Origin of the sequence: Edaphobacter sp., assembly GCF_028283685.1 — a bacterium.
GTDB lineage: Bacteria > Acidobacteriota > Terriglobia > Terriglobales > Acidobacteriaceae > Edaphobacter.
In genome coordinates this window covers 146339-158512 of sequence record NZ_JAPWKF010000004.1, presented here as the reverse complement: position 1 = coordinate 158512, position 12174 = coordinate 146339, and the positions used below count along the sequence as shown (strand labels likewise).

Here is a 12174-nt window from a genome sequence, read left to right as displayed (position 1 = left end):
GATAATCTGGCGTGTGCCTGCCGGGAGAGCCTGAGCGCGCGTTTACTAGTGCGAGGCCATCGAATACTTGATGACGACCCCCTCCACGCATGTGACCTGAGTGGTCATGCCCGAGCCGGAATATTCGTAGACCTGCGTCTTGAGGCCATCCGCAGACACGCTCTCCGAGAGAAGCTTGCCCTGCCCCAGCAGCTTCGCAACTTCGTCGACGGTCATGCCCCGATGCAGCTGCGAGACCGGAGAGTCGGGCTTCTGCGCAACCTCCGCGGAGCCCGATGGGGCCATCTGGCCGGGAGCATCGAAGCTGAGATACTCCGCCAGCAGGGACATCACGGCCTCCGGGTTGCGAAGGTCCGGCGGAATTGTTCCCTGCCAACGCAGATTGAAGCGGGAGCCGCCGCGCAGGCGCTTGTCCGCAACCTGCTGCGCCTTGATCTGGCTGGCAATCTGGGCGTCTCCCGAATTTCGTGAGTTCTGGCTCTCTCGTTTCGAACGCGCACGATCAAGATCGTTCTGTATCCGTCTGCGCTGCTCCGGGTCGGTCGTACGATCCAGCTGCCGTTCGAGATCGCGCTCGTAGTCGCTCTTGCCTTCGATCCTTGGGCTGACGGTGGTGGTAGAGTCATCGCCGAAGGTGCCGAATCCGCCGCCGTCGAGCTGCAGCTCAATCATGTCTTTTTTGACCACGAAGTTTGTAATACGCGCGACGTCTCCTTTATGAATGGAAACGCCGTTGGCCTTGATTCTTGAGGAGTATTCCTTCCAGTTCATGGGTGACGAATCGCTGAATTTGAGGTCCACGCCGCGTTGCGTCCCCGGCAAGTCGAGCTTGACCGTAACCTCCTTACCCTTGAAGTACTGCTCGAGGGACGAGGACTGGCAGAAGCCGGAAAGAGAGAGGCAGAAAAGCATACAGGCGCAGACAAATGTTCGAAGCACGGGGAGTCCTCAAATGAGATTGGAACTGTCGTCTATTGTGCGTCGGTTTGGGGCCTGTTGGCCAGAGCCAAAACTAACCGTGCTGGTTGATCAGGTGGATCATCTCGACAACCAGATCGCCCGCGATCTGCAATGAATGAGGGCTGATCTTATCGAGCGTATCGAGGGCGGTGTGGTGGTAACCGCCTTCGGGATGTTCGCTGGTGGGCGGCCCGTAGTCGAGGTCGATGATGTCGAGAACAGGCACGCCACGCCGCTGGAATGGAAGATGGTCATCCATAACCGCCGTGGAGTTTTTGAAGACGAAGGCTGAGTGACCGGTGTTCTTGGCAGCTGTCGCCAGCAGGTCGAGCATCCACGGAGTCGAGTTGGAGTCCCGGTCGATATTGAGGTCCTTGTCGCCGATCATGTCGACGACCATAAAAGCCTTGATCTTCTTGATGGTTCCGTCCTGCGACCATTTCGCCGCCAGGTGGCGGGTGCCATAGAGCGAGTCGCGGTCGCTCCAGGAGTCGATGGCCTCTTCCCCATCATCAAAGACCAGCCAGACGCTGTACCCCTCGGGCGGATGAGCTCGAAGATACGCTCCAAGTTCGATCAGAAAGGCCGACGTTGCGCCACCGTCGTTGGCGCCGACAAAGTTGATATCCCGCAGCGGGTAGTTCGTCTCGTAGTGGGACGCGATGACGATGACGCCGTCCTTCTTGCCGGGGTAGCGAACGATGAAGTTCTTCATCGCCATCTGTCCTGCCGGCGTAGAGGCGGTGAAGGGATCGGCCTCAACGTTGCCCTTGGCGGCCTCGGCCGTGAAGTGCGACCGGATGAATGCCTCGGCCTTGGTGTGATCGGGCGAACCGACCCAGCGGTGTGGAGCTGCCGCAATGAACTGCTTTGTGACATCGTAAGCTGCCTGCCCACTGAACTTCCCCGCTGCATGTGCCGTCGCAGGCCTCTGCCCGACAGCAGGGAAGGTTGCGGCAAACGCACACAGCAGAAGGGCGAGACGTCTCATGCAGTCTTCTTCTCAATAGCCTTGCGGCGGTTGGGATGGACGAAGAAGGCCACGCCCACGCCGAGGAAGTAGAGCGCCAGCATCGGCAGAGCGAAGAGGCACATGGCCGTGGGCTCGGGCGACGGGCAGATGATGGCGGCGATCACGAAGATGACCAGTACGGCATAACGAAAGTGCTTCAGCAGAAACTTCGCGTCGACGATTCCAAACAACGAGAGAAAGAAGATGAGGATCGGAAGCTCGAAGCATATCCCCAGGCCGAGAATGACCGCCATGAAGAAGCCGGTGTAGTCCTCGATCGTAAGAATGGGATGGAAGCGCTTGCCGAAGTCGAGCACGAGCACCTTGATGGCACCCGGCAGCACCCAGCGGTAGCCGAACCAGGCGCCCGTCATAAAGAGGCCAATGGTTGCCCCCATAAACGGCCACACGTACTTCTTCTCGTTCGCATACATGCCGGGCGAGATAAACAGCCAGAGCTGATAAAGGATGAACGGACTTGCGAGGATCGCACCCGCAACCAGCGCCGTCTTCAGATACAGGTTGAGACCATCGGTGGGGTGGGTGAAGTTCAGCTCGATATGAAGCTGATCGAGCGGCGCCTGCACGATACCGTACAACTTCTCGTGAAAGGCATAGGCCACGGCAAAGCCGATCAGCAGATAGACAACGGAGTGAATAATGCGCGTGCGGAGCTCGGCGAGATGCTCCATCAGGCTCATGCCCGGCAGCTCAGCGCGATCCGTTACGGCGGCGCGAGCGCGGTCGACGAGATCATCCATGTACCTGGGCCTCGCTTACATTGTGATCAGGAGCATCTGGCGTCTGCCCCTGAGATGGGTCGGTGAAGTGGGATGCGGGAGCGGCCGGATCTTCGACCTGCGGTGCCGAATCGAAGGCCTGCGAGACCGAAGAAGAACTCGATACAGGCAGTCCGGTCGAAGGTGGCATCATGTTCAGTTCGCCCGAGGTAGCGATGGGCAACGGCTTCTGCTCCAGCGACGTCGCCTGCTCCTCTGTAACCGAGGACTCGGCAACAACAGACGTTTCGGCAGGCTGGGCGATGCTGTTTTCCGTGGCCGATTCGAGCGCAGGCGGCTGGGGCGCGGCGGCCTCCATGGCAGCGATCTTCTTCTGCTGCTCCTCCTGCTCGGAGACACGAAGCTCGTCCTCCATCTGAATGCGGAACTCGTTGGAGGCACGACGAAACTCACCCATGAGCTTGCCCAATTGGCGGGCGAGCTCGGGCAGCTTCTTCGGACCGAAGAGGATGAGGGCGAGAATGAAGATAAAAGCGCTGTCGCCGAAGCTCGGCATAAGTATCACCATGATAAGGCCTCGACGGGGTGCAAACAATGGCAGCCGGAGAAGCCTTTACGTTGTTGTAAGATCTATGGTGTAAAGGCTTGCGGCCGTGAAGGTCCGGAATGAAGAAAGATGTATCGTTTCGGCCTGCTGCACGTCCAATTACCTGAAGACAGGGCGACCTGGCTTCTGTAAGGCAGTTGAAGTGAGTTTGGTTGCAACATCCCCGCGAGCTGGGTTTCGGAGATCTTCGAAACAGCGAGTTCGCTGCAGCCGCGCAGTGCATGCTTTCAACATCCCCGTCTCAAGGACAGAAGACGGCGCCGTGCAATGAGTTGTCCGGCACCTGACGTCCTAGTGAGGCTGAAGGCGGAGTAACTTGAGCGTTTTACTGGAAGAGGTCGCGGTACCATCCGCGACAGTTGCAGTACAGGATTCCTGTTCCCTCGATCACTATCTCTCGCAACCGGACCACACCATGGATGCCCGCATCGCTGCGGCGCGTGCCACGCTGGGAACCGACGTCGTTCTGCTGGGCCATCACTACCAGCGCGACGAGGTGATCCGGTTCGCCGACTACACCGGCGACAGCTACAAGCTCTCGAAGGTGGCCTCGCAGACCGATGCCAAGTACATGCTGTTCTGTGGCGTCCACTTTATGGCCGAGACCGCGGATGTGCTCGCCAAGCCTTTCCAGCAAGTGATTCTGCCTGACCTGAACGCCGGCTGTTCGATGGCCGACATGGCCGAGATCGGACAGGTCGAGGACTGCTGGGACTCGCTCGAGCGTGCCGGGTTGACCGAAGACATCCTGCCGCTTACCTACATGAACTCTGCCGCGGCGATTAAAGCGTTCTGCGGCGAGCGCGGCGGCCTGGTCTGCACCTCGTCGAACGCCCATGGAGCCTTTGAGTGGGCCTTCGCCCGTAAGCCAAAGATTTTATTTCTTCCCGACCAGCACCTGGGCCGCAACACGGCATTTGCCATGGGCATTCCACTCAGCGAGATGGTGGTCTGGGATCCGTACCAGATCAACGGCGGCCTCTCGCCTGACCGCCTGAAGGCGGCAAAGGTCATCCTCTGGAAGGGCCACTGCTCGGTGCATCAGCGGTTTCTACCGGAGCATGTCGACCGTATTCGCGCCACCGACCCCGGCATGCAGGTGATCGTTCACCCCGAATGCCGCTGGGAGGTCTGCCAGAAGGCCGACGCCATCGGCTCGACGGAGCGCATCATCGAGGTGATCGAGAAAGCCCCCGAGGGAGCAAGCTTCGCCGTGGGTACCGAAATCCACCTCGTCAATCGCCTGGCCAAGCGTTTTGCCCCTCTGGGAAAGAAGGTCATCACGCTCGACGATTCGGGGTGCCTGTGCACTACGATGTATCGCATCTCGCCGCAGCATCTGGCCTGGTCGCTGGAGAACCTGCTGCAGGGCACCGTCGTCAACCGCATCAAGGTCGATGACGACGTCAAGCACTGGGCCAAGGTAGCGCTGGACCGGATGCTTGAGGTCAAGGCCTGAGAGGAGACCACGCTTGAGCCGTACGTTCACCCTTAGCGAGGCGCAGGAGCTTCTGCCGGTTCTGGAGACGCTTCTGCGCCGCGCGCAGGTCCAGGGAAGTCTCTGCGCAACAATCGAAGTGGAGCTGGAGAACCTGCGCCAGCAGATTGCAATCAGCGGCGGCATGCACGTCGATGTGGCTAAGGCAGCCCGGCGCCGCGCCGAGCGCGACAAGGCTCTGCAGGAGACCAAGGACGCGCTGGCCGAGATTGAATCGATCGGCGTCCAGGTGAAGGATCTCGAGAAGGGTCTTCTGGACTTCCCCTGCCTGTTGGAAGGAAAGACCGTGCTGCTTTGCTGGAAGCAGGGCGAGACAGAGATCGCCTTCTGGCACTCGGCCGAAGAAGGTTTTGCGGGGCGCAAGCCGCTCGATCACCGATTTCACGGCACGCAGGACGAGCGCCCCAACTAACGATCAAGGTGTCTAGGGCGCCACGAGCCAGTCGTACTGCTCGTCCGTCAGCGGAACGACGGAGAGCCGGAACTGGCGGAACATGATCGAGTCCTTGAAGACTCCGGCGGCACGGATCTCCGCCAGCGGCTTTTCGCGCTTCAGACGCTTCACCGGCGCAATGCGAACCAGCGGATTCTTGGGGTCGGTGGCGTCAACCGACAACACCTTGGCAGTGCCAATAGCGGCCTTGCCGATGTTGGAGTGGTAGATGACCAGCTTTTCGCCCTTCTTCATATTGCGCAGCGACATCAGGGCCTGCGGGTTGGCGATGCCGTCCCAGACGGTCTCGCCGTCGCGCAGCAGGTCATCGTAGGAGTACTTGTTCGGTTCGCTCTTGAGCAGAAAAGGCATCGTTATGTCCTTGGCTAGATTGCGTTGAAAGTGGGCCGGAGCGCAACCGGAGCGTCAGCCGCCCAGATCGAGCAGCTGCACCGAGGCCAGTTCCCTACCCAGAAAGATTGAACCCAGCCTCTGGAATTTTTCCACGGAGTCGGTGGCATAGAACTCGCAGGAGGCCGCACCTTCGGAGATCTCCTCTGACCGGGGCAACAACTCAGCTACAGCTCGCGCCGTCGCATTGGCCGAGTCGATGATGCGCATGGGGTGACGCAGCGTTTTGAGCGTCGTCTCAATCAGCGGCTTGAGCAACGGATAATGGGTGCATCCCAGCAGCAGCGTCGCAGCTCCCGGCGACTGCGCCAGCGCCTCGATCAGATAAATCCGCAAAACCTCAAGAGCCACGGACTTGTACATGGGAAGCTCGAGCCAGCCCTCTTCCACCAGCGGCACAAGCAGCGGACATGCCTTCTCCGTGGCATTCAGCCCCAGCGCGGTCAGGGCACGGGTGTAAGCACCGGACTGCGTCGTCGCGCTCGTCGCCAGGACCAGCACGTCGTCCGACCTTACATCCTGCTGGCCTGCAGCGTCGCGCGCAGCGCGTGCTCCCGGCTCGACGACGCCGACTACCGGGATCGGCAGGGCGACTTGAAGGTCCTCGAGGGCAAGAGCGGTGGCAGTATTGCAGGCGATGACCAGAAGATCCGCGCCCTTCGCCGCGAGAAACTGCGCGCTGGAGAGCGCGTAGCGGACGATGGTCTCGCGGGACTTGGAACCGTAGGGAAGGCGCGCCGTATCGCCGAGATAAACGTAGTGCGCCGACGGGATGAGCTGCAGAAGCTCCCGCAGAACGGTGAGGCCTCCGAAGCCGGAGTCGAAGACACCGATGACGGGGCGGCGGCTGGTGATATCTGTGCTCAGGGACGTGCTCTCTGTGCTCATGGCTGGGTTGCGGCCTCGCTGGGAGCGGTGGGACGGGCGGTCGTGTCGATCGCCGGATAGCTGCGATTGAGCGCGGCGTGGCCCGCCAGCGTCTCGCGCTGCTGCCCGTCGACGAGGAAGCGGACGTGGGCGATCTCGGGCAGAGCTCCATGCAGCGTGCCGATGATCGACTTCAGTGTCAGGTCCTCGACTTCCACGCCGGAGGGATGATTCGCCACCCAGTCACCGTGCAGGTTGATGATGGCCAGCTTTCCTTTCTCCCTGCTACCGGGGTCGTTCAGGAGAAAGACATCATCGATGGCAGCACCGCCCTTGATGGGATGAGCGGAGTCGGGCTGCGCGTACTGTCCAAGGAGATATTCCAGCAGGGCACGGGCGCGGAGGGTGGGATCCTGCGGAAGAGCTGCCTTTGCCGTGGAGGGAGTAATGGTCCCATCCGCATCATTGGCCAGGTAAAGCGTGACATCTTCGATCGCTGCTGAGGTCGGAGCCGCGATAGGGCTCTCATTATTGAGAGCGGTGAGACGCTTCTGTGCCTGCTGGCAGCCCCGCAACAAAAACGCCGACATCAGAAGGATCGCTCCGGTGAGGCTCCAGAAGAGGATGCGTTGATAACGAGGAATCATCGCGCCCCCCTCTTCCCCGCCAGGGCGTGTGGCCTCGGCTTTGCCATGCTTGCCGCAGGGCCTAACGGCTTTGCAGGAACAGTCTGCGGCTTTGCAGGAGCGGGAGCGCTCTTCAGGGGAGCTTCCGAGGGCTGCGCACGCGCGGGCACCGCAGGTGTGGACGGTATCGACGCAGGCGCCGGGGCATTCCGCGTGCGGAAACTGGCCAACCCCTGCGCGATCGCGTCGGCGATGCGCTGCTGGTAGCGGGAGTCCGTGACCTGCGACTTGTTTCCATTCTCAGGCTTGAAGGGGGAGATCTCGACGACCGTTGCCGCACAGGTAAGGTTGTCGACCGGCGGAACCGAGGCACGCAGCAGAACGACGGGGAGATGGGCATCCATCAGCGCCAGCCCCACCTCGTTGGCCAGGCGCTGACTCATGGCAATGGAGCTGGACTGCGCATTGCTCCATCGCTGCACGCGTGGCGTATTTTCGGTCGGCTCCAGCGAGGAGGTGGCCAGATGGATCCCGGCGCCTGATTCGGTGGCGTGCAGCAGAAGGCAGGCGAGCGGACGGTTGTGATTCGCTATTCCGGCACGCTGGTCGTTAAGCAGAGAGTCTGCAGGATCGGAGTCGCGCGTGCTGACCACGGTGAACCCCTGGGCGACCAACGCCGGTCGCAGACGCTGGGCGAAGGCGAGGGTCACGTCTTTTTCCGAAGCGCCATTGGTGAGCTGTGCGCCGCGGTCCGAACCTCCGTGGGCCGGATCGATCACGATGAGGTTGCGGTAGAAATTTGGCTGCGGCTTCGGCAGCACCGGCTGCGCCTGAGGGACCACGGGCGCAGAGGGCGCCGGAACCTGTGCGATGCGAGGTGCAGCGCCAAGGACCAGTGCGGTTGCTGCCGTAAGAATGGAGAGGCGGATTTCAGTCACGGTTACTGGGGAGTTGTGTACTGATTGTAACGATCATCAGGACGATTTGCAGATTCTAAAGTAGTTTCCGGCTGGTGGAACGATGCAAATGAAAACAGCGGCCGTTTCGCTGAGCCTTGTTCAGGATCGTGCCTGGTCCAGAGCGTAGATCGCCAGTCCACTCAGCAGCTTGGGGTAGAAGTCCGTGGACTTCTGGGGCATGACGTCCCCGGCCAGCGAGACGTCGCGAAGTTGCTCAAGGGTAATGGGCTTGAGGAGAAATGCTATGTTGGCCTCGCCGTCTGCGACCATCTGAACCGCCTCCTCCGCCTCGCGAAGATATTGGACGCTGCCGAGTCGCGTGATGGTCTCGGGGTCGAGTCCGAGCAACTGGTCGAGAATCACGCGGTGCAGCTGGACGATATCGAGCTGGCGCTGACGGGCGGGCAGATCCTTAAGCAGCTCGCCGATCGCTTCAGGCTTTGCGGTCAGCAGATAATTTCCGTCGCCGGTTGCGGCGATGAAGGCGGCACCCGTTGTCTCGTCGAGCACGCTGACATCTGGGCTGTCCAGCTCGCGGATGTCGAAGTAAGCACTCGCCTTGACGATGAAGTCCGGTGAAGAGAACCTCTCCAGCCCGTGGACGACGCGATGCGTGGGCAGAATGGTGATCCCCGGCGCCTCCATATTGACGAAGGTCATCATCATCGCGGCCTCGGGAAACGGCGGCTCGGGAAGGCTGCCGTTGGACACCTTGTCGTACTCGCCACGCGGCTGGTCCAGCGGAAGACTCAACTGGGCGGAGCGCTCTTTTGCATAGGCCACGGAGGTCTCGTAGCGATGGTGGCCGTCGGCGATGATCAGCTTCTTGTCGGCCATGGCGGTGACGATCAGGTTGATCAGCCCGGGATCGGTCAGCTTCCACACCTTATGCACCACACCATACTCGTCGGTGATGGCAAGATCGGCAGGGTTATCGTCGAAACCGTTGGGGCCTTTGACGCCGAAGATGAGTTTTTCTGCCGTAAAAGCCGGGTCGGAGTAGAGCATGTAGACCTGTTCGCAGTAGGCCCGCGTGGCCTTGAAGAGGCTCATACGGTCGCTCTTGTGCCTGGGAAAGGTCTGCTCGTGACGATAGACGACCTTGTCGGCATAGTCGTAGAGGTGGCCGAGGGCGATGAAGCCACGGCGCTCGCGCACCTCTTCGCTGTGAGGCACGGTGTAGGTCTGCGAGTAGCCATAGAGCGCCGGCTCGGCCTCTTCCGCAAGAATGCCCTCCCGGCGCCACATCTTCAGCGTGTCAGCTGCCCGGGTGTAAACGTTCTCCTGTTCATCGTCCGCGGCGAGATGCCGGCCGAGGATGACGCGGACCAGGTTGTAGGGGCTGGACTGGTAGTAGCGTTCCTGCATCGCCGGGGTGATCTTGTCGTACGGCTGGGTGACGACGTCTTCCATCTTGACGCGGCTGATGTCGTAACGAAGAGCGCGAAACGGATAAATCCGGGCCATGAAGTCTCAGTCTCCAACGTACTAATCTGCTGCGATTGTAAGGGGTTCGTGTTGGCGATCGATGATCAAGCCACCATCAGGGCTCTTCCGGCGTCGTAGAATCAGGCTCCGTTTTTAACCAAATGGCTGTGATCATGGACTGATTCGGTAGGTGTTTGAAGAATCCCTGCAGGCAGTGACAGAGAAATGGCAATTGTTCACAATCCTGCGTCTGCCTACCACGTCAGGGTGACGCTACAGACGTTTTTCGGTGTATAGTCTGCGGACGGAGCCGGACTGGAATCTCTGCCGCAGCCCTATCGTATTTGAGAGGATCTTTCCCAGGCCGTCCAATGCAGTGCAGGTCGCGGAGATGACCAGCCATGCTGATGAGAACACCATATTACGAAAGCACCCGTCAACGATGCCGTCGGTTTCAGAGGAAGGCACGGACCGCCATCGTGTGGAGCGTAGTCGCCTTTGTACTTTGCGGGGTGACGACACGAGCTACAGCCCAGGAAAATCCGCTGAGCAATATTCACACCTCCACTCCGCCGCCTCCACCAAAGACTCCAGAGGAATCCAAACCTGTCATCGAAGGCGCCGATAAGGTCGCCGCCGAGGCAACGGCGCACCGCCGCGACTCTCGCATCCGCGTGGACGTCAACCTGGTGCTGGTGCCGGCGACCGTCACCGATCCGCTGAATCGCCTGGTGACTGGATTGGAGAAGGAGAACTTCGAGATCTACGACAACAATGCCGGTCAGACGATCAAAAGCTTTTCCACAGAGGACGCTCCCGTCACAATCGGTATCGTCTTTGACCTGAGCGGAAGCATGAGCTCCAAATTCATGCGCGCGCGCAAGGCTCTAAGCGAGTTCATGCGCACTTCCAATCCGCTGGACGAGTTCTTCGTCGTTGCCTTCAATGATCGCCCCGCAGTCATCGTCGATTACACGTCGGATGTGGATGACGTGGAAGCGCGCATGGTGATGCTGAAGCCGGAGAACCGCACCGCGCTGATCGATGCCGTTTACCTGGCGATGAACAAGCTCCGCGATGCCAAGTACGAACGCAAGGCGCTGCTGATCATCTCCGACGGCGGCGACAATCGCAGCCGCTACACAGAGGGCGAGTTGCGCCGTGCCGTCCGTGAAGCCGACGTTCAGATCTATTCCATCGGCATCTTCGATCAATATGCACCGACGCAGGAAGAGCAGATGGGCCCCGTCCTGTTGAGCGATATCTGCGAGATGACCGGAGGCCGTCTCTTCCGCGTCTCCGACATCGGCGACCTTGGGGACATCGCCACGCGCATCAGTGCCGAGTTGCGTAACGAGTACGTGATCGGCTACCGGCCCTCCGAGGTGAAGAAGGATGGCAACTGGCGTAAATTGAAGATACGACTCGTGCCGCCGCCGGGGCTTCCGCCTCTGACGGTGCACAATCGCCAGGGGTACTATGCACCTTCGGAGTAGATCACTGCCGCTGTTCGCCGTCGCGCTCGCAATGCTATCGTGGCCGGCCTCAGCGAACGTGCTCAGCGGACAGGCCGTAGCAACGCAGACACAAAAGCCTGCTTCGGCAGCACAACCATCTCTCACGATCGATCGCGACCCGATCGCTTCGCCCGATCCTGACCCTCCAGCGGCCAGCGCACCCTCCGCGCAGGGACCAGCCGGACCGGGGCAGATCGGTCGCGAAAACGGCAAGTACACCTTACGCACCGACGCCTACGAGGTGCGATTGAACGCGACTGTTCTGGACCAGGGCGGCAAGTCGATCCTGACACTGGGTAAAGACGACTTCCACGTCTACGAAGATGGCGTGCCGCAGACAATTACGTCGTTCCGTCACGAGGATCTTCCGGTCTCGATTGGCCTGTTGATCGATAGCTCCGGTTCGATGTACGACAAGCGTGCCGCCGTGGACGATGCGGCGCTAAACCTCATCCGCCTCTCCAATAAAGACGACGAGGCGTTTGTCGTGGACTTCTCCTGGGAGGCGTTCATCGACCAGGACTTTACCAACGACATCGAGAAGCTGCGCCAGGGTCTGACCTACGTGAAGTCGAGCGGCGGTACGGCTGTGTACGACGCTCTGGTAGCCTCGGCCGACTATCTGACGAAAAACGCGAAGCATCCGAAGCAGGTTCTGCTGGTGGTGACAGACGGCGAAGATAACGCATCGACGGCGTCGCTGGAACAGGCCATCCGCAGAATTCAGGATCTCGACGGCCCGGTGATCTATTCGATGGGTCTCCTTTTCGGCGAAGACACCGACAAGCGTGAATCGCGCCATGCGCGCCGCGTTCTGGAGACTCTGAGTGAACAGACCGGCGGCGCCGCCTACTTCCCAAAGTCGCTGAAGGACGTCGACGCTGTGGCGGCAGAGATTGCCAAGGACATTCGCACGCAGTACACCATCGCCTATCACTCGACCAAGTCGCCAACGCTTGGGGGCTACCGCCAGGTTCATGTGGAGGCTAAGGCCAAGAACATGGGCAGGCTCTCTGTGCGCACCAGGACCGGCTACTACCCAAAGGTCGTCAATCCCAAGGACGATGCCTCGGTGAACGATCCTCAGCAGGGATCGGCGACGGCACACCCCTGAGA

General features: G+C 60.4%; 13 protein-coding genes. 4 read left to right on the top strand and 9 right to left on the bottom strand.

Translation table 11 applies throughout. The features are described 5' to 3' along the window. Nucleotides 1–45: 45 nt before the first annotated feature. From PW789_RS05605 to PW789_RS05590, 4 genes are all read right to left on the bottom strand, one after another. Nucleotides 46–939: a hypothetical protein gene (locus PW789_RS05605; protein WP_299372688.1), complete on the bottom strand. Its 894-nt coding sequence runs from the start codon at nucleotides 937–939 to the stop codon at nucleotides 46–48. A 73-nt stretch (nucleotides 940–1012) separates the two neighbouring features. After that, entirely contained in the window at nucleotides 1013–1951 is a 939-nt protein-coding gene (locus PW789_RS05600) for a M28 family peptidase (RefSeq protein WP_299372685.1), read from the bottom strand. Further along, nucleotides 1948–2733, bottom strand: coding sequence for a twin-arginine translocase subunit TatC (gene tatC / locus PW789_RS05595; protein ID WP_299372682.1), 786 nt, complete (start codon nucleotides 2731–2733; stop codon nucleotides 1948–1950). Before tatC ends, PW789_RS05600 begins: the two co-directional genes overlap by 4 nt. Beyond that, nucleotides 2726–3280 (bottom strand): twin-arginine translocase TatA/TatE family subunit, encoded by a 555-nt coding sequence (locus PW789_RS05590; protein ID WP_299372679.1) that lies wholly within the window; start codon nucleotides 3278–3280, stop codon nucleotides 2726–2728. The genes tatC and PW789_RS05590 overlap by 8 nt, the downstream gene beginning before the upstream one ends. A gap of 355 nt (nucleotides 3281–3635) precedes the next feature. On the opposite strand from PW789_RS05590, the gene nadA reads away from it, so the two are divergent. Next, a complete protein-coding gene (gene nadA / locus PW789_RS05585) occupies nucleotides 3636–4778 on the top strand; it encodes a quinolinate synthase NadA (RefSeq protein WP_299372676.1) in 1143 nt (380 codons plus the stop codon). A 13-nt stretch (nucleotides 4779–4791) separates the two neighbouring features. After that, nucleotides 4792–5229, top strand: a complete 438-nt coding sequence (locus PW789_RS05580) for a DUF2203 domain-containing protein (protein ID WP_299372673.1) — start codon at nucleotides 4792–4794, stop codon at nucleotides 5227–5229. A gap of 12 nt (nucleotides 5230–5241) precedes the next feature. On the opposite strand, the gene PW789_RS05575 is transcribed toward PW789_RS05580, so the two are convergent. The 5 genes from PW789_RS05575 to PW789_RS05555 form a co-directional block, all read right to left on the bottom strand. Then, nucleotides 5242–5622, bottom strand: coding sequence for an EVE domain-containing protein (locus PW789_RS05575; RefSeq protein WP_299372670.1), 381 nt, complete (start codon nucleotides 5620–5622; stop codon nucleotides 5242–5244). A 54-nt stretch (nucleotides 5623–5676) separates the two neighbouring features. Further along, nucleotides 5677–6549 (bottom strand): glutamate racemase, encoded by an 873-nt coding sequence (murI, locus tag PW789_RS05570; protein WP_299372667.1) that lies wholly within the window; start codon nucleotides 6547–6549, stop codon nucleotides 5677–5679. Further along, a complete protein-coding gene (locus PW789_RS05565) occupies nucleotides 6546–7175 on the bottom strand; it encodes a GerMN domain-containing protein (protein ID WP_299372664.1) in 630 nt (209 codons plus the stop codon). The genes murI and PW789_RS05565 overlap by 4 nt, the downstream gene beginning before the upstream one ends. After that, nucleotides 7172–8092 carry an N-acetylmuramoyl-L-alanine amidase gene (locus PW789_RS05560; RefSeq protein WP_299372661.1) on the bottom strand — a complete coding sequence of 307 codons (921 nt, stop codon included), beginning with the start codon at nucleotides 8090–8092 and terminating at the stop codon, nucleotides 7172–7174. The genes PW789_RS05565 and PW789_RS05560 overlap by 4 nt, the downstream gene beginning before the upstream one ends. Nucleotides 8093–8212: 120 nt before the next feature. Then, on the bottom strand, nucleotides 8213–9580 hold the full coding sequence (locus tag PW789_RS05555; protein ID WP_299372658.1) for a DUF1015 domain-containing protein: 1368 nt from the start codon (nucleotides 9578–9580) through the stop codon (nucleotides 8213–8215). A gap of 440 nt (nucleotides 9581–10020) precedes the next feature. Here PW789_RS05555 and PW789_RS05550 point away from each other — a divergent pair, with 440 nt between their 5' ends. Next, a complete protein-coding gene (locus PW789_RS05550; RefSeq protein ID WP_299372655.1) occupies nucleotides 10021–11037 on the top strand; it encodes a VWA domain-containing protein in 1017 nt (338 codons plus the stop codon). Between the two features lie 31 nt (nucleotides 11038–11068). After that, nucleotides 11069–12172 carry a VWA domain-containing protein gene (locus tag PW789_RS05545; RefSeq protein WP_299372652.1) on the top strand — a complete coding sequence of 368 codons (1104 nt, stop codon included), beginning with the start codon at nucleotides 11069–11071 and terminating at the stop codon, nucleotides 12170–12172. Nucleotides 12173–12174 lie beyond the last annotated feature (2 nt).